This window comes from Saccharopolyspora indica, assembly GCF_027853965.1.
In the GTDB taxonomy this organism is placed as follows: domain Bacteria; phylum Actinomycetota; class Actinomycetes; order Mycobacteriales; family Pseudonocardiaceae; genus Saccharopolyspora; species Saccharopolyspora indica.
Map to the genome: position 1 here is coordinate 1 of NZ_JAQGLB010000020.1, position 18055 is coordinate 18055.

Genomic DNA, 18055 nt, shown 5'->3' on the forward strand with positions numbered 1-18055 from the left:
GCACGACGCCCGGCTGCCGGTCGTCGTCCCGCGACCCGAGGACCGGTTCGAGCCGTTCCCGCTCACCGAGATGCAGCAGGCGCAGTGGATCGGCAGGCTGTCCAGCTTCGACATGGGCGGGGTCGCTCCGCACCTGTACTTCGAGTTCGACAGCCGCACCATCGACGTGGCCCGGCTGGAGCGCGCCTGGCGGCGAGTGGTGCAGCGGCACGACGTGCTCCGCATGGTCGTGCTCCCCGACGGCAGGCAGCGGATCCTGCCGGAGGTGACGCCCTACCGGTTCGAGGTGCTCGACCTGCGCGACGCGGAGGCGGCGGCGGCCGAGCGGGAGCTCGCCGAGATCCGCGACCGGATGGGCGCTGAGGTGCGGCGCGCCGACACCTGGCCGCTGTGGGAGATCAGGATCAGCCTGCTGGCCGAGCGCGTCGTCCGGGTGCACATCAGCTTCGACCTGCTGGTCGCGGACGTGTCCTCGTTCTTCTACCAGATCCTGCCGCAGTGGCGGGAGTTCTACCACGAGCCGGACCTGGATCCCGCGCCGCTGGAGCTGTCCTTCCGCGACTACGTGCTCGCCGAGGAGGAGCTGCGGCAGACCCCGCGCTACGAACGCGCGCTGGAGTACTGGCGCGAGCGGGTGCGCGAGCTGCCGCCGGCACCGGAACTGCCCGCGGCGCAGGGCAGCGGCGATGGCCAACGGCTGGAGTTCGTGCGCAGGCACGCCAGGCTGGACGCCGAGACCTGGGGCCGGATCAAGGAGAAGGCGGGGGAGTTCGGCGTGACCGCCTCCAGCGCGATGCTCGCCGCGTTCGCCGTCACGATCGCCACCTGGAGCAAGACGCAGCGGTTCACCCTGAACTTCACGGCGGTGAACCGGTTGCCGGTGCACGAAGAAGTCGAGGACCTGGTCGGCGAGTTCGCCTCCTTCGACCTGCTGGAGGTGGACGCGGTATCGGCGGGCAGCTTCGGCGAACTGGTGCGGGAGCTGCAGCGGCAGAGCTGGGCCGACTTCGAGCACCGCTACGTCAGCGGGGTGCGCATCCTGCGCGAGCGGGCCAGGGCCCGCGGCGGCGCCGGGGACGTGATGCCGGTCGTGTTCACCAGTGCGCTCGGCAGCGATGTGGACGGCAAGCCCGCACCGTCCCCAGTGGACTGGCTGGGCGAGCAGACCTACTTCATCTCCCAGACCCCGCAGGTGACCATCGACCACTTCCTGCTGGAGTTCGAGGGCAACCTGGAGCTGGCCTGGCACGCCGTCGACGGGCTCTTCCCGGACGGGCTGATGGCCGAGATGTTCCAGGCGTACCAGGACTTCGTGGCCGGGCTGGCCGATGCCGACAACTGGCACCGGCCGCCGGTGCTGGACCTGCCCGCTTGGCAGCTGGAGGCCAGGGCCGCCGCCAACGCCACGGACGGCGAACTGCCGAGCGACGTGCTGCCCGCGCGGGTGCTGGCCCGCGGCGGCTCCAGCGAACCCGCGGTGATCGCCGAGGACCGCACGCTCGGCTTCGCCGAACTCACCGGTCGTGCCGTGGCACTGGCCCGGTCGCTGACCGAGGCCGGGTTCGGCCGGGGGAGCGTGGTCGGTGTCGGGCTGCCCAAGGGCTGGCGGCAGGTCGTGGCCGCGCTGGCGGTCTCCGCCGCGGGCGGCACCTACGTGCCGCTGGACCCGGATCTCCCGGAGGCCCGCCGCCGCTGGCTGGTCGAGCAGGCGGGTATCGGCTGCGTCCTGGCCGAACCAGGGGCGGCGGATCACTGGCCGAACGCGCCGCAGGTGATACCGGTGGACGAGGACGTCGAATGGGCCTCGGCGGACGTCGCGGGGTGGACCTGCCCCGCCGAACCGGAGGACACCGCCTACGTCATCTACACGTCGGGCTCCACCGGAACGCCCAAGGGCGTGGCGGTCAGCCACCAGGCGGCGCTGAACACCCTGGTGGACGTCGAGCAGCGGTTCCGCATCGACTCGACCGACCGGGTGCTGGGCCTGTCCGCGCTGAACTTCGACCTCTCGGTGTTCGACGTGTTCGGGATCCTCGCCGCGGGCGGGGCCATCGTCCTGCCCGAGGCGGCGGACCGCCGCAACCCGGCCCGCTGGGCCGAGCTGTGCCGCCGCCACGGGGTGACGGTGTGGAACTCGGTGCCCGCGCTGATGCAGATGATGGTCGAGCACCTCGAGTCCGACGGCGGTGCGAGCACGCTCTCCGCGCTGCGGCTGACCATGCTCAGCGGGGACTGGATTCCGCTGTCCCTGCCGGACCGGCTGCGTGCCGTGGTGCCCTCGACCGAGGTGATCAGCCTCGGCGGCGCCACCGAGGCCGCGGTGTGGTCGATCGCCTACCCGATCGGCGCGGTCGCGGCCGACTGGCCGTCCATCCCGTACGGACATCCGCTGCGCAACCAGCGCTTCCACGTCCTCAACGACCGGATGCGGCACGCTCCGGTGTGGGTCCCGGGCCACCTCCACATCGCGGGGGCGGGCCTGGCCGAGGGGTACTGGAACGACGAGCAGCGCACGGCCGAATCGTTCATCGCGCACCCGGAGACGGGGGAGCGGCTGTACCGCACCGGCGACCTGGGCCGGTACCTTCCCGACGGCACCATCGAATTCCTCGGCCGCGACGACTTCCAGGTCAAGATCGGCGGCTACCGCATCGAACTGGGTGAGATCGAGCACGCGCTGGCGCAGCACCCGGAGGTCGCCAGCGCCGTGGCCTCGGCGCTGGGGCCGCGCACGCAGCAACGGCTGGTCGCCCACGTCGTGCCCGCCACCCCGGCCGCGCGGGAGGAACCGGGGTTCGCCGACCGGTTGCGGGAGCACCTCGGTGCCGCGCTGCCCTCCTACATGATCCCGGCCGACCTCGTGCTCATCGACGAGATGCCGTTGAGCAGCAACGGAAAGGTGGACCGGTCCGCGCTGCCGGAACCGTTGCGCGCGGGCAGCGGCGAGACGGCGGAGGCGGCGGAGCTCACCGGGCCGCTGCGCACGCTGCTGGTGCTGGCGGCCGACCTGCTCGGCGTGGACCAGCCCGGCCCGCAGGACAACTTCTTCGAACTCGGCGGCGACTCCATCATGGGCGTGCAGTTCGTCGGCAGGGCCAACGCCGAGGGCATCCCGATCACGCCGCAGAGCCTGTTCGAGAGCACCACCTTCCTGGAACTGGCGCGCGCGGTACCGGCAGAAGCCGACGCCGGGAACGCGAGTTCGGCCGTCCCGCTCACCGCGCACCAGGCACTGGCCCGCGGCCAGGTCGGTTCGGTGCTGCTGGCGGTGCCGGACGAGTTCGACCCGGTGCTGGCCGGGCGGGCGCTGCGCGCACTGCTGGACCGTCATCCGGCACTGCGGTCCCGGGTGCGCGAAGAGGACGGGCAGCGGATCGCGGTGCGCTCCGACCAGGTCCCCGACCCCGAGGTGCCGGAGATCGACCTCGGCGGCCTGCCGGAGGACGTGCGGGCCGAAGCGGTTCCGCAGATGGTCGGCGAGATGGCCGATGAACTGGACGTCGCGGCCGGGCCGACGGTCAAGCTCGCGGTGTTCCGGCTGGGCGACCGGGGCAGCGCGCTGGCCTGCACCGCGGCCCAGGGGCTGATCGACGACGCCTCGCTGCTCCTGCTGTGCGGCGAACTGGCCCACGCCTACCAGCGGCTCGCGGACGGCCAGCCGGTGGTCTGGGAATCGGGGGCGGGCTCGTTGCAGGCGTGGAACCGGGGTCTGCACCGGGAACTCGTGCACCCGGCAGGGCTCGCCGACCCGCCCGGCGTGCCGCGAGCGCTGCCCCGGGAGCACACGACGGAGCTGGACGCCGCGCGCACCGCGGACCTGTTCACCGCGGCCGCGGGCGGGTACCACCTGGATCCGGCCGAGGTGCTGGTGGCGGCCGCGTCCGCCGCGCTGGGCCGGGTGCTCGCCGAGCCCCCGCAACTGCTGGTGGAACGGTCGCTGCGGTCGGATCTGGCGGGCAGCGAGGAACCGGCCGGACGACTGGTGGGCCGGGTGACCGAACTGGTGACCGTGGACCCGGCGGCAGCCGACGCGGGGCCGGACCAGTTCCTGCCCTCGGTGAAGAGCCGGCTGCGGGCCCGGCGAGCGGAGCCGGTCCGGGCAGCGGCGGTCGCGGTCCGGGAACTGGTGACCTGGGAGCGCGTGGCGGGCGTGCTCGCCGCGCCCGAGGACTTCACCGGTGTGGCGGGCCTCGTGGGCTGGCAGGACGACCTGGCCGGTCAGCTCGGATCGGCCGTGGTCGACGGTGCCCTCCGGATCCGCTGGCAGCTGGGTGAATCCGCCACCGACGACGAGCTCGCCGGGCTGGCGTCGGCATTCGACGCGGTGCTCGCGGAGATCACCGAGCACTGCCGGGGCATGGCGGCGGGTTCCTACGAACCGTCCGACTTCCCGCTGGCCCAGCTGTCCCAGGGCGAGCTGGACGAATTCCTCGATGACCTGCGGTGAACCGAACGACCTGCGACAGAGGCGGAACAGGGCTGTGATGAAGGACAACGGCACCACCAAGCGACCCGCCCGCGATATCGCGGACATCTACGAACTCTCACCGATCCAGCAGGGCATGCTCTACGAACAGCTCGCCCAGCCGGGAATCGGCGTCTACGTGGAACAGCTGCGGCTGGAGTTCTCCGGGACGATGCACCCCGAGCACTTCGAGCGGGCCTGGCAGCTGGTCGTGGACCGGCACCCGATCGTGCGCAGCTCCTTCCACTGGCGCAAGAACGGCACCGCCATGCAGGTCGTGCACGCGACGGCCACGCTGCCGCTGGAAACCCTGGACTGGCGCGATCTCGGCGAGCCGGAGCAGGAGGAGCGGCTGACGGCCTCGCTGGAAGCCGAGCGGGCGGCCGGGTTCGACCTGACCGACGTGCCGTTGATGCGCAGCACGCTGATCCGGCGTGCCGAAGACCGCTGGACGTTCTCCTGGCGCTTCTCGCACCTGCTGATGGACGGCTGGTCGTTCACCCTGGCCATCCAGGACTTCATCGACAACTACCGCTCGCTGTGCTCCGGTGGGCAGCCGTCGGCCGCACCGGGCCAGCCCTACCGCGACTACCTGTCCTGGTGGCGGCAGCGGGACAGCACGGCGGCGCGGGAGTTCTGGCGCCGGGAACTGGCCGGCTACCAGCCGGTCGAGCAGCTCTACCTGGGCGGCGGCGACGTGCCGCGCGGCCGGTCCCCGCACGCCCACTTCGAGCGACTGCTGACCGACCTGGCTCCCCGGCTGAACGCACTGGCGCGGTCGGAGCAGCTCACGCTGGCCACCTTGGCGCAGGGAGCCTGGTTCCTCGTGCTGGGCCGCTTCCTCGGCCGCGACGATCTCGTCTGCGGGATCACCATGGCGCACCGGCCGCCCGACCTGGTCGGATCGGACGACATCCTGGGCCCGATGATCGCCACGCTGCCGCTGCGCAGGCGGTTGGATCCCACGGCGGTGGTGGGTTCGTGGTTGCGGGACTTCGGCAGGCACGTGATCGAGGCCAGCCAGCACAGCGAGGTGCCGCTGGCGGAGATGCCCGCCCTGCTCGGCATGGACGCCGGCGTTCCGCTGCTGCCGAGCAGCGTTTCCTACGAGAACGTGCCGATGCCGGATTTCGACCTGGCCGACGTCGGGGCGGAGATGACCGGGCTGTCCTACGACGGCAGACCGCACTTCCCGATCACCATGGTGATCATGCCGGGCGAGGACATGCCGCTGCGGGTCGTCTACGACCGCCGGAAGGTGGCCGACGACGTCGCCGAGCGCTTCGCCGACGAGGTCGTCTCGGTGCTGACGCAGTTCGTGGAGCACCCGGAGCGCACCCTCGGCGAGTTGTCCTTCCGCAGCGCACCACGACCGGAGGACACCGCGCTCGCCGAGCCGCCTTCCGAGTGCTTGCACGAGACGTTCCGGCGGCACGCGCTCGCCCGCCCGGAGGCGATCGCCGTGAGCTTCGGGGACCGAACCGTCACCTACCGGGAGCTGGACGAGCGCTCCGACCGGATCGCCGCCGCACTGCGCGACCGGCACCCGGGCGCGGCGCGGGTCGGCCTGTGCCTGCCCCGCTCCACCGACCTGGTGGCCGCCATGATCGGCGTGTTCAAAGCCGGTGCGGCCTACGTTCCGCTGGACCCGAACTACCCGCCGGAACGGCTGGCCGACATGCTGGCCGACTCGGGCGCGGAACTCGTGCTCACCGACGCGGACACCTCGTTCAACACCGGCGACGTCCAGGTGATCACCCCGGCCGAGGTGGACGGGCAGCCGGTCACCGACGGGCCGCGGGCGGCCACCGATCCCGACGCCCCGGCCTACCTGCTGTACACCTCGGGCTCGACCGGGCGGCCGAAGGGCGTGCCGGTCACCCACCGCAACGTGCAGAGCCTGCTGTCCGCCGGGCGCGAGGTATTCGGCTTCGCGGCCGAGGACGTGTGGACCTTCGCGCACTCCTTCGCCTTCGACTACTCGGTCTGGGAGATCTGGGGTGCGCTGGCCAACGGCGCCCGGCTGGTCGTGGTCCCGGAGCCGACCGGACGTGACCCGCGAGCGCTGGCCCGGTTGATCGACGAGGAGCGGGTGACGGTGCTCAGCGAAACCCCCTCGCTGTTCGAGCACCTGGTGGCAGAGCTGCCCGACGACCCGGCGCTGCGGAAGGTGTTCCTCGGTGGCGACCGGCTGGACCCGGTGATCCTGCGGCCCTGGTTCGCCCGGTTCGCCGGCCGGGGCGTCGAGCTGTACAACCTCTACGGGGTCACCGAGGCCACCGTGGTCTCCACCTACCACCTGGTGCGCGCGGAGGACGTCGGCACCGACCAGCCGATCCCGATCGGCCGCGCGCTGCCCAACCAGCGGGTGCACCTGCTCGACGAGCACGACCGCCCGGTACCCGTGGGCGCCACCGGCGAGTTGTGCGTGGCCGGGCCCGCGGTCGCCGCCGGGTACCACGCGCGGGCCGAGCTGACCGCGCAGCGGTTCGGCACCGACCCGGGGACCGGTGCCGACCGGATGTACCGCACCGGCGACCTGGCCACCAGCACGTCCCGAGGCGAGTTGCGCTTCCTCGGGCGTGCCGATTCCCAGGTCAAGGTGCGCGGTTTCCGCGTGGAGCTGGGCGAGATCGAAGCTGTGCTGCGCGAGGCGCCCGGCGTGCGGGCGGCGACGGCGGCCGTCCGCGGGCCGAACCGGATCACGGGCTACGTCGTCCCGGAGCAGCCGGACGCGGCGAGCGCTCCCCGGCCTGCCGATCAGGTGCTGGACTTCGTGCGCACCCGGCTGCCCGAGCACATGGTGCCGGTCGCGGTGCACTGGATCGACCGGATCCCCACCACTCCCGGCGGCAAGGTGGACCTCGCCGCCCTGCCTGCACCGGACGGCGTGCCGGACGGTGAGTTCCTCGCCCCGAGAACGGAGACCGAGCAGCTGCTGGCCCGGCTGCTGTCGGAGGTGCTGGAGCTGCCGAGGGTCGGCGCGGGCGACGTGCTCGGCGAACTGGGGCTGCACTCGCTCGGCGCGATGCGGCTGACCGCGCGGTTGCGCAGCGAGCACGCGCTCGACCTGGCACTGGCCGATCTGCTCGCCGCCCGCACGGTGGCCGAGCTGGCGAGCGCGGTGGACGCGGTCCGACCGGTACCGGCGGGGGAGGCGCGGTGAACGCGATGTCCGAACCGGAGCACCACAGCAGCCCGGCGAACCAGCAGTGGCGGGACCAGGTCCGGCGGTTCGCCGAGGAGGCGATCAGCCCGCTGTCCACGGGGATGGACCGGACCGGCGAGCTGGACCCGGGGCTGCGCGAGCAGCTGTTCGCGGCGGGGCTGATGTCGGTGGAGATCCCACGCGGCTACGGCGGAACGGGTGGCACCCTGCTCCAGCTGATGCTCGCCATCGAGGAGATCGCGCGGGTCGACCCGGGCGTCGCCGTCGGAGTGGACGTCCACAACGTGCTCGTCGCGGGCACCTTGTTGCGGCACGCCACCGGTGACCAGCGCAGGCAGTACCTCCCGCTGCTCGCCACCGCGAAGGTCGGCGCGTTCGCGCTGTCCGAGGAGCAGGCGGGCAGCGATGCGTTCGCTCTGACCACCACCGCCCGGCCGGACGGGGACGGCTACCGGATCACCGGGCGCAAGCGGTGGACCAGCAACGCGCGCAACGCCGACCTGCTGCTCGCCTTCGCGCTCGTGGAAGACAGCGGCCCGACCGCGTTCCTGGTGCCCGCGGACGCCGCCGGGCTGTCCGTGGAGGACCACGCCGAGCAGATGGGGGTGCGGGCCGCGCACACCGCGGACGTGGTGTTCGACGGCACCCCGGTCCGCGCCGCCCAGCGCATCGGCTCGGTGGGCGGTGGGCAGACGGTGGCCATGGCCGCGCTGGACCTGGGGCGCCTGGGCATCGCCGCCCAGCTCGTCGGCCTGGCCCAGGGCGCGCTGGACCTGGCTGTCGCCTACAGCCGGTCCCGCGAGCAGTTCGGCAGCCGCATCGCCGACTACCAGGGCGTGCAGTTCCCGCTGGCCGACGCCGCCAGCCAGCTGGCCGCCGCCCGAGCACTGCTGTACGAGTCGGTCGACGTGTTCCAGCGGGACACCGACGCGGTGAAGCGGATGCGGTTCGCCGCCATGGCCAAGTACACCGCCTCCCAGATCGCCGAGCGGGCCGCCTCGGTGGCGGTGGAAACCCTGGGCGGCAACGGGTTCACCGACGCCTACCCGGCGGAGCGGCTCTACCGGGATGCGAAGGCGGGCAAGATCTACGAGGGGACCTCGAACGTGCTGCTCCGCAACATCTCCTCGATCATGCTCGGGGTGAGCGCAGGTGACTGAACGGCTGCGCCTGCTGTGCTTCCCGTACGCGGGCGGCAACGCCCAGAGCTACGTCCGCTGGCGACGTCCGCTCGAACCGGACGTCGAGGTGTGCCCGATGCAGCTGCCGGGGCACGGGGAGCGCATCAGGGAGGCACCCCGCCACCGCTGGGAAGACCTGCTGGCCGACACCCGGGACAGGCTCGCTCGCCTGGCGGACCGGCCGATCGCGCTGTTCGGGCACAGCCTCGGCGCCCTGCTCGCCTTCGAGTGCGCCCGGATGCTGGTGGCAGAGCACGGCGTCCAGCCGGTGCACCTGCTGGTGTCGGGGCACCGGGCAGCTCAGCTGCCGATGCGGGAGGAGGTGCTGCACCACCTGCCGGACGCGGAGTTCCTCGAAGCGCTGAGCGAACGATCGCGCACCTTGCGCGCGCTCACCGACCCCGAGTTCCGGAGGCTCCTGCTGCCGGTGCTGCGCGCTGACTTCACCGCCTCCGAGACCTACGAGTTCGCCGAGGGGCCACCGCTGACCTGCCCGGTGACCGCGCTGGGCGGCGAAGAGGACCCGGACGTCGACCTCGGCGAACTGGACGCGTGGCGGCACCGCAGCACGGGCCCGTTCGAGCTGGTCGCGTTCCCGGGAGATCACTTCTTCGTCGACGACGACTGGCAGGGGGTGGTGGCCGCGGTCGGTGATCGGCTCCGACCGCGCACCGGGAACGCGTCCCGATGACCTGCCTGCCCGGACGGCGGTCGTTCTCCGGTGGTGCACCGGCCACGGTGCGCGGTGGATCACCGGAGAACACCGACGTCAGCTCACGCGCTCGTGCGGTCCGACCGCTGGCGGATGCCGGGTCGGCTCGGTCAGGAAACGGTTTCCCGGGCGTGCGGCAGCCGGGAAGCGGCCGGCAGGCCGTCCGGGACCAGGGCGAAGCGCATGGCGATGACCACGGCTTCAGTGCGGTCGGCCACGCCCAGCTTGCGGTAGATCATGTGCAGGTGGGCCTTGACGGTCTGCTCGGTGATGTGCAGGACCCGGCCGATGCGCCGGTTCGTCGCGCCCTGCACCAGGAGCTCCAGAACGTCCTGCTGGCGTTGTGTCAGCTGGACGTCCGGGCGATTTGTTGAATTCTTGACGGAGTTCTCCCACTGCGGCAGCGGGGCCGGCATCCCGACCTCGACTTGAAGGGCCGGTTTCGGCACGTCGCGGTAGGCCGCCAGCCTGTCCCGCGCCTCGCGGGCGAGGTCGTTCATCACCTGGAAGTGCGCAAGAAAGTCGTCGATGGTCTTCAACGCGTGGGCCAAGGCTCGTTCATTGTGCGCCGTCGACATGGCTCTGCTCCTGTGCTGGTTCTGGTATTCCATTTCAAAGCGGAGGGAACGGCGAGTCACTTTCGCGGCGCGCTGCATCGTCCTGGTGTCATGCACCGATTATGTTGCCCAACACCGGTGCTCGGACGCTTCCGTTGTGTGCAAACGGCGAAAACACCACCGTTCGGCGTAGCACTCTAGACGGTCGGGCGGACTTGCGCGTTAGGGTAGCCTTGGTTCGGACCTGTGGGTGCTTCTGGGGTGCCTACCCGATGGCGGGGGTGTGATATGGCGGGTTTGGACGGAACGTGCGCGGCTGCTCGAATGTTAGCGGCTTCCGGCGTGCTTCCTGGTTTGGCCGGTCGGTTCAGATCGGAGTGGGCTCGACTTGCCGTACAATTGCTGTCACCGACTGCCGGAAAAATCTTCCTGAGAACGTTCTCGATTCGTTTTTTGGTGTATGTTGCCACGCTTGCAGGCCTATGGCAGAACGACCCTTCCCGTACGTCCGATCCAGGGGATCACAATACGGGGGTCGCTATCTGTCGCAGGAGGCAGTGAGTGAATGGCGTGCGGCCTACCGCTTTTGGGATCGCGTTGCGGAAGTACCGCGAGTCGGCACATATAGGATTACGTGCGTTCGCTCGCCAGATCATGTTCTCACCGGGGCACCTCTCCCATGTCGAGACCGGGGCGAAGAGGCCGACGGTCGAGTTCGCCCGGGCCTGCGAGAATGCGCTGGGTCTCGACGGGGTCCTGCTGCCGCTGGTATCGAACTCCCGCCGCGCGCCGATCGCCCGGCCGACGCAACTGCCGGCGCGCAGCGCCTATTTCGTGGGCAGGAAGAACCAGCTGGAAGAGATTTCGAAAATACTGCTGTCCAACAGTGGCATAGCAATAGTGGAGGGGCCGCCCGGAGTGGGCAAGACGGCGCTCGCCGTGCAGTGCGCCTCCAGCCCGGCGATCAAGAACCACTACCAGGACGGCATCCTCTACACCGACCTGCACGGCTTCACCTCCTCGCGTGCGCCGGTGGACGTGACCGACATTCTCGAGCACTTCCTTCGCGCGCTGGGTGTGTCCGGCGAACAGATCCCGAGCGAGGTCGACGCCCGCGCGGCGCTCTTCCGGAGCGTGCTGGAGGGGCAGCGGGTTCTCCTGGTGCTGGACAACGCCGCCGATGTCGCGCAGGTCAGGCCCCTGCTGCCCGGTGCGTCCAGCTGCGCGGTGCTCATCACGAGCAGGAGGCAGCTGGTCGGCCTGTCGATCCGCAACGGCGCCAAGCGGCTCTGCCTCGGCCCGTTGGACCACGACGAGGCAGCTCAGCTGCTCTGCCGGATAATCGGCGACCGCGCCAAGAACGACCCGAAGGCGACCGCGCAACTCGCGGATCTGTGCTCGTGCTGGCCCCTCGCGCTGCAGGTCGCGGGGGAGCGCGCGGTGACGCAGGACCACCTCGACGTGCCGACCCTGTGCCGGGAGCTGCGGAACGCCCGGCTGGACTCCCTGTCGGCCAATGAGGAGGACGACGCGACGGTGGCGGTCCGGGCGGTCTTCGGGTTGTCCTACGACGCGCTGAATTCCGCTGAGGCGAGAACATTCCGCTTTCTCGGGCTGCACCAGGGCTGCAACATCGGAACCACCGCGGTGGCCGCGCTCACAGATTGCGCCGCGGACGATGTGAGTTCGCAGTTGCGCCGATTGTGCGGATCGCACCTGGTCGGGGAGATCTCGGCCGACCGGTACCGGCTGCACGACCTGCTTCGGTTGTACGCCGCGGAGCGAACTTCCGTCGAAGACGAGCGGGACGTCCGGGAGAAAGCCGTCACCCGGCTGCTGGACTACTATCTGGGATCGATCGATACCGCGACGTCGATCCTCGGGCCTTATCGGATGCGCCCGGACGCGGAATTGGTGGACGACCGAACTCCGGCGGAGCGCTTCGACACCTATCTCGAGGCACTGGACTGGTGCGATCAGGAGGTGGTCAACTTCGCCAGCGTGTTGCGCAATGCCGTCGATCACGGATATCCGGGCGTGTGGCGGTTCGCGGCGTCGTTGTGGGACTTCTTTCACGTTCGGCAGCCGTGGGGGTGCTGGTGGGCGACCAATTCCATCGCATTGCGCTCGCTGCGGGAGCATCCCGATCCCTTCGGAAAGGCGTGGATTCTGACCAGCATCGGCGACTACCACCGCCGGCGGAATGACCTCGTCGCCGCACGCGATTGTTTTGAGCAGGCGTTCGCGATTCGGCGGGACATAGATGATGTGCCCGGGCAGGGTTGGATCCAGCTCAATCTGGGGATCACGGCAAATGGTGAGGGTAATTCTGCGGACGCGCTCTCCCACCTGCGCAAGGGCATGGACATCTTCGCGGAGCTGAAGCATCAGTACGGTCAGGGGCGCTGCCTGCTGCAAACGGCGTACGTGTTGATCGGCGCCGAAGACCACGAGAGCGCCCGCGGATTCCTCCACCAGGCCCTCGATCTGTTCGAGCAGGTCGATGACAGACATGATCAGGCCCTGGTGTGGGTGGCTCTCGGCCGCATCGACGAGGACAAGGACCGGGCCGTCGGCAACTTCGAGACCGCTTTGCCCATTCTGCGCGATATCGGCGATTGGGAAGGGGAGGTCGACGCGCTCACGGCCTGCGGAGACCTGCATTTCAGCCTCGGACGCGCGGAGCTGGCCGAGCGCTGCTGGCGAACGGCGCTGGTGACGCTCCGGGGGCGCGGCGAGACCTTCTCCGCCGACGCGCTGCTCGACCACATCAAGCGTGCCCGCCGGTCCTGAGCCGGGCAGGACGCGGGGCGGGCGTCGATCCCCGGTCCTCGGCTGTCATCGATGTATCCGGCGTAACATGACGTATCGTTCCCTGTTGAGGTATCGTTAGGGAACGATGAAGGACGAAATGTACTCGGTGGAGCAGGTTGCCGACCTGCTCGGCCTGCACGTGCGCACGGTGCGGGGATACATCCGCGGCGGGCGGCTCAACGCGGTCCGGATCGGCAAGCAGTACCGGATCTCCCGGTCCGACCTGGAGGCGTTCACCGGGCGGCAGACGCCGGTCGAGATGACCGGCGCCGCTTCGGTGGAGGTGTCGAGCATCGTGCAGGTCGACGGTGTCGACCGGAGGTCGGCCGACCGGCTGGGCACCCTCGTGCTGGCCGGGGTCAACTCCGCTCGCGAGGCGTCGCAGCCGCTGCGCGTTCAAACCGTCTACGACGAGGAGTGGCACCGGTTGAAGGTCGTGGTGCTCGGCAGCGCCGGGGACACCGCCGAGGTGTTGCGGCTGCTGGAGGCCGTGCTCGAAAGCGGACTGCACTCAGGGGAGGCTGGAAGTGGCTGACGTGATGGAGGAGCGGGCCGGCGTGCAGGTGCTGGTGTGCGACGCCGACGGGCCGGAGGTCGCGACCGTGCAGGACGCGCTGGACCTCATCGGCGCGTCCTACGGCGGTGAGCTGGTCGCGCTGCCCGTCTCCCGGATCGACGCGCGGTTCTTCCGGCTGAGCAACGGTTTCGCCGGTGACGTGATGCAGAAGTTCGTCAACTACCACGTGAAGCTGGCGATCATCGGCGACATCTCCGAGCACCTGGAGTCCAGCTCGGCGCTGCGCGCGCTGGTCCGCGAGTCGAACCGCGCCAAGCACGTCTGGTTCCTGCCCGACCTGCCCGCGCTCGACGCCCGCCTGAGCGCGTGATCGAGGTCCCGGCGGGACGGATCGAGCTGCGGGACGAGGGCGCGAAGTCCAGCTGGGAGGTCGACGTCGAGGCCTTCCAGCTGGCTTCGCATCCGGTGACCCGCGAGCTGTACCACGAAGTTCTCGGTGCCGCGCAACCGGATTCGCCGCGCACGCCGATGACCGAGGTGTCGTGGCTCGACGCGATCGAGTTCTGCAACCGGCTCTCGCGGGACTCGGGGCTCAGCCCGTGCTACGCGCTGACCGGCGATCCCGACGGAGCGGGCGTGCTCTGCGACTGGACGGCCGATGGCTACCGCCTGCCGTCCGAGGCCGAGTGGGAGCACGCGTGCCGGGCGGGAAGTGCCGAGGTCCGCTACGGCGAGCTGGACGAAATCGCCTGGCACCGCGGCAACTCCGGCGAACGCGTGCACGACGTCGCGACCAGGGTGCCGAACGCGTGGGGCTTCCACGACACGATCGGCAACGTCTGGGAGTGGTGCTGGGACCGCTACGACCCGCGGCGTTACGGCCCTTACCGGGTGTTCCGCGGCGGAGGCGCGTTCGACCCGCCCCGCGGTTGCCGCGCGTCCTGCCGCCGCAAGAGCCACCCGACCTTCCGCGTGGAGGACCTCGGGTTCCGCCTGGCCCGAGCTGGGTAGTGGTGGGGGTTCGGTCTCCATGGTTCCGTGAGTGTTTTGGGGTGCTATGACGCCCCAAAACACTCACGGCAGTCTCAGCGGAGGCGTTCGATGATCGTCGCGGTGGCGAGTGCGCCGCCCGCGCACATGGTGATCAGGGCCGTGCTGGCGTCGCTGCGTTCGAGCTCGTGCAGGGCCGTGGTGATCAGGCGCGCTCCGGTGCTGCCGACCGGGTGGCCGAGGGCGATCGCGCCGCCGTTGACGTTGACCCGGTCCAGGTCCGGCTCGTGCACCGCGGCCCACGAGAGCACCACCGAGGCGAACGCCTCGTTGACCTCGAACAGGTCGATGTCGCCGATCTTCATCCCGCTGAGCTCCAGCACCCGCTGCGTGGCCTGCACCGGCCCGTCCAGGTGGTAGTAGGGCTCGCCGCCCACCAGGCACTGCGCGACGATGCGGGCGCGGGGGCGCAGGCCGAGCTCGGCCGCGCGGTCGGCGTCGGCGAGCAGCACCGCGGCCGCTCCGTCGGAGATCTGCGAGGACGTGCCCGCCGTGTGCATCCCGTTCTCCAGCACGGGTTTCAAGCCGCCGAGGGCCGCCATGCTGGTCTCGCGCAGGCCTTCGTCGCGGGTGACCGGTTCGCCGCCGGGCACCCGCACCGGGACGATCTCGCGGTCGAACCGCCCTTCCCGCCACGCGGTCTTGGCGCGTTCCTGGGAGCGCAGGCCGAAGGCGTCGACGTCCTCGCGGGTCAGGCCGCGGTTGGCCGCGATCCGGTCGGCCGCCAGGTACTGGTTCGGCAGGTCGATGTCCCAGGAATCCGGCCTTGGCGTACCGACGTCCGCGCCGAGGTTGCTGCGCAGCGGCACCCGGCTCATCGCCTCGACGCCGCAGGAGATCCCGACGCGCACGGCGTCGGCGGTGATCAGCCCGGCGATCAGGTGCGTGGCCTGCTGCGCCGACCCGCACTGGGCGTCGACGGTGGTGCAGCCGACCTGGTGCGGCAGGCCGGAGTGCAGCCACGCGGTGCGGGTGATGTTGTTCGACTGCTCGCCGGCCTGGGTCACGCAGCCGCCGATCGCCTGGTCGACTTCGGCGGCGTCGAGACCGGCGCGGTCGAGCAGGCCGCGTTGGGCCGCGCCGAGGATCTCGGCCGCGTGCAGGCCGGAGAGCCGGCCGCGGCGCTTGCCGATCGGGGTGCGGACCGCGTCCACGATCACCGGGTTGCCCACCTGGTACTCCCTTCGGACGGCATCGTCGATCAAAACTAGAACACGTTCCTCTTACTCGACAAGGTGTCCGAGCGGACTTGCTCGGGAATCCCGAACCTTGCTCGATTCGGGCTGAGTTACAGGGGTTTACTGAACCTGCGGAATGTGCTTCTCTCTAGCGTAGAACTCGTTTCATTTCTTGATCGGATTCCCGCGTAGGAGGTAGCCGTGGCGGTACCGCGCATTCCGGAGGGCTTCGACTTCACCGATCCCGATCTGCTCGCCGAACGGCTACCGCTGGCCGAGTTCGCCGAGCTCCGCAGCACCGCTCCGGTGTGGTGGAACGAGCAGCCGGACCGGTGCGGCGGCTTCGACGACGGTGGTTTCTGGGTGGTCAGCAAGCACGCTGACGTCAAGGAGGTCTCCCGGCGTTCCGACGTGTTCTCGACCAGGGAGAACACCGCGATCATCCGGTTCAACGACAGCATGACCCGCGAGCAGATCGAGCTGCAGCGGTTCATCATGATCAACATGGATCCGCCGCAGCACACCAAGCTGCGCCAGATCGTGCAGCGCGGGTTCACCCCGCGTGCCATCAAGACCCTCGAAGCGACGCTGCAGGACCGCGCGCGGCGCATCGTCGCCGAGGCCCGCGAGAACGGCAGCGGCGACTTCGTCACCGACGTGGCGTGCGAGCTGCCCCTGCAGGCGATCGCCGAACTGCTCGGCGTGCCCCAGGAGCACCGCAAGGAGATCTTCGACTGGTCCAACCAGATGATCGGCTACGACGACCCCGAGTACGGCGTGCAGCCGGACGTCGCCGCGGCCGAGATCCTCGGCTACTTCAGCAACATGGCCGAGGAGCGGCGCGGCTGCCCGATGGACGACATCGTGACCAAGCTCGTGCACGCCGACGTCGACGGCAGCGCGCTGACCTCGGACGAGTTCGGCTTCTTCGCGATCCTGCTGGCGGTGGCGGGCAACGAGACCACCCGCAACGCGATCACCCACGGCATGCTGGCCTTCATGGACAACCCGGACCAGTGGGAGCTGTACAAGCGGGAGCGGCCGAAGACGGCCGCCGACGAGATCGTCCGCTGGTCGACTCCGGTGGTCTCGTTCCAGCGCACCGCCCTGACCGACACCGAGCTCGGCGGGGTGCAGATCAAGAAGGGCCAGCGGGTCGGGCTGTTCTACAGCTCGGCGAACTTCGACCCGGAGGTCTTCGACGGGCCGGAGCGCTTCGACATCACCCGCGACCCCAACCCGCACGTCGGGTTCGGCGGCACCGGCGCGCACTTCTGCCTCGGCGCGAACCTGGCCCGCCTGGAGATCGACCTGATCTTCAACGCCATCGCCGACCACATGCCGGACATCAAGCGCATCGGCGACCCCCGCCGCCTCCGCTCCGGCTGGCTCAACGGCATCAAGGAAGTCCAGGTCCAGTACAGCTGACCTCCGCTGTGAGCGGCGGTGCTCGCCTGCCGCCGCTCACGACGGTCGGGCACGTTTCACGGCAGTCGGTCGATCGTCCGCTCGGCGGTGTCGATCGGAGGGGTCGCGAAACTGAGGAGGAACGGAAACCACCGTTCGCCGCCGTGACTCGCGAGGGCTTCCATGAGCTGTACCCGCTGTCGTTCTGTCATCGGCCCGAGGACGCAGACGAGGGTCCGGCCCCTGACACGTCGTGCCGGGGGTTTGCTGTCCCGGTACGGCCACCCTGCCGGGCGGAGCATCGGGGGCAACCTGGCTCCGCGCACCGGGTCGACGTAGAGACCGGTGTAGGCGTATCCGGCCACGGCATCGACCTTCTCGATCTTGACCCGGTCGATCTGGTTCCACGAGAACTCGAACCGGGCAGCGGCACTGCTGGTCACGATGCCGGACGGCCCCACGCTCACATCCCATCCGGACCAGGTTTTCGGGGTGAAGCGGTGACGCACGACCGAAGCCGTGTTGAGGAGCCCGCCCAAGGCGAGGAAGAAGACCGCCGCGGACGAGAAGCCGCCGAGGATTACGGCAACCTCGTACCAGAACGAGTCCTCGGCAGCGAGTCCGAGCGGCAAGTAGATGCCGACGTAGACCGCGAGCAGTACTGCCGAGGACGACACCGCGCCCAGCCAGAAGCGCCAGACGTGCGGTCTGGACGCGTACTCGGACAGCGGCTCTTCGCCGCTCCAAGAGATCCGGAAGGAGCCGGGCTGAGCAGGAGGGCGCGGGCGGGGATCGGTCGTAGCGGCGGAGCGCGGCCCCTGTTCCTCGACCGCAGCCGGCGGCGTCTCGCGCTCCACGCCGCGGCTGAGCTGCCAGCTCCACAAGCCGCTGGTCACCGTGAGAACCCCCACCGCTGACCACGCCCACACCGCCGCAGGATCGCCGGTCGCCACGTTGATCGCCGCGGCGCATGCCGAGGAGACCACCGCAGTGCCCAACGCGTGC

General features: G+C 70.2%; 12 protein-coding genes. 9 read left to right on the top strand and 3 right to left on the bottom strand.

All coding sequences use genetic code 11. The features are described 5' to 3' along the window. The 4 genes from OU416_RS31760 to OU416_RS31775 all read left to right on the top strand — a co-directional run. Positions 1-4447, top strand: a 4447-nt coding sequence (locus OU416_RS31760; protein WP_270930749.1) for an amino acid adenylation domain-containing protein, incomplete at its 5' end; no start/stop codon positions are given. Between the two features lie 37 nt (positions 4448-4484). Further along, positions 4485-7631 carry a non-ribosomal peptide synthetase gene (locus OU416_RS31765; protein ID WP_270930861.1) on the top strand — a complete coding sequence of 1049 codons (3147 nt, stop codon included), beginning with the start codon at positions 4485-4487 and terminating at the stop codon, positions 7629-7631. Between the two features lie 5 nt (positions 7632-7636). Beyond that, positions 7637-8794, top strand: coding sequence for an acyl-CoA dehydrogenase family protein (locus OU416_RS31770; RefSeq protein WP_270930862.1), 1158 nt, complete (start codon positions 7637-7639; stop codon positions 8792-8794). Then, positions 8787-9506 (top strand): thioesterase II family protein, encoded by a 720-nt coding sequence (locus tag OU416_RS31775; protein ID WP_270930750.1) that lies wholly within the window; start codon positions 8787-8789, stop codon positions 9504-9506. The genes OU416_RS31770 and OU416_RS31775 overlap by 8 nt, the downstream gene beginning before the upstream one ends. A 131-nt stretch (positions 9507-9637) precedes the next feature. Here the strand turns inward: OU416_RS31775 and OU416_RS31780 are convergent, their stop codons facing one another. Then, positions 9638-10105, bottom strand: coding sequence for a helix-turn-helix transcriptional regulator (locus OU416_RS31780; RefSeq protein ID WP_270930751.1), 468 nt, complete (start codon positions 10103-10105; stop codon positions 9638-9640). A gap of 540 nt (positions 10106-10645) precedes the next feature. Between OU416_RS31780 and OU416_RS31785 the strand changes: the two genes are divergently transcribed. The 4 genes from OU416_RS31785 (at position 10646) to OU416_RS31800 (ending at position 14426) form a co-directional block, all read left to right on the top strand. Then, on the top strand, positions 10646-12877 hold the full coding sequence (locus OU416_RS31785; RefSeq protein WP_270930752.1) for a helix-turn-helix domain-containing protein: 2232 nt from the start codon (positions 10646-10648) through the stop codon (positions 12875-12877). 106 nt (positions 12878-12983) lie between these two features. Next, on the top strand, positions 12984-13433 hold the full coding sequence (locus tag OU416_RS31790) for a helix-turn-helix domain-containing protein (RefSeq protein WP_270930753.1): 450 nt from the start codon (positions 12984-12986) through the stop codon (positions 13431-13433). Continuing rightward, positions 13426-13785, top strand: coding sequence for a DUF4180 domain-containing protein (locus OU416_RS31795; RefSeq protein WP_270930754.1), 360 nt, complete (start codon positions 13426-13428; stop codon positions 13783-13785). The genes OU416_RS31790 and OU416_RS31795 overlap by 8 nt, the downstream gene beginning before the upstream one ends. After that, the gene (locus tag OU416_RS31800; protein ID WP_270930755.1) at positions 13782-14426 is read left to right on the top strand and encodes a formylglycine-generating enzyme family protein; all 645 of its coding nucleotides are present in this window, start codon (positions 13782-13784) and stop codon (positions 14424-14426) included. Before OU416_RS31795 ends, OU416_RS31800 begins: the two co-directional genes overlap by 4 nt. Positions 14427-14500: 74 nt before the next feature. Here the strand turns inward: OU416_RS31800 and OU416_RS31805 are convergent, their stop codons facing one another. After that, a complete protein-coding gene (locus OU416_RS31805) occupies positions 14501-15637 on the bottom strand; it encodes a steroid 3-ketoacyl-CoA thiolase (RefSeq protein WP_270930756.1) in 1137 nt (378 codons plus the stop codon). A gap of 207 nt (positions 15638-15844) precedes the next feature. Here OU416_RS31805 and OU416_RS31810 point away from each other — a divergent pair, with 207 nt between their 5' ends. Continuing rightward, a complete protein-coding gene (locus tag OU416_RS31810; RefSeq protein ID WP_270930757.1) occupies positions 15845-17071 on the top strand; it encodes a cytochrome P450 in 1227 nt (408 codons plus the stop codon). Between the two features lie 56 nt (positions 17072-17127). Here OU416_RS31810 and OU416_RS31815 read toward each other — a convergent pair whose 3' ends face one another. Next, the gene (locus tag OU416_RS31815) at positions 17128-18048 is read right to left on the bottom strand and encodes a hypothetical protein (protein ID WP_270930758.1); all 921 of its coding nucleotides are present in this window, start codon (positions 18046-18048) and stop codon (positions 17128-17130) included. Positions 18049-18055 lie beyond the last annotated feature (7 nt).

Coding starts and splice junctions, on each gene's coding strand:
- OU416_RS31770 (WP_270930862.1), top strand. CDS start 7,637: ATGTCCGAACCGGAGCACCACAGCAGCCCGGCGAACCAGCAGTGGCGG.
- OU416_RS31765 (WP_270930861.1), top strand. CDS start 4,485: ATGAAGGACAACGGCACCACCAAGCGACCCGCCCGCGATATCGCGGAC.
- OU416_RS31780 (WP_270930751.1), bottom strand. CDS start 10,105: ATGTCGACGGCGCACAATGAACGAGCCTTGGCCCACGCGTTGAAGACC.
- OU416_RS31790 (WP_270930753.1), top strand. CDS start 12,984: ATGAAGGACGAAATGTACTCGGTGGAGCAGGTTGCCGACCTGCTCGGC.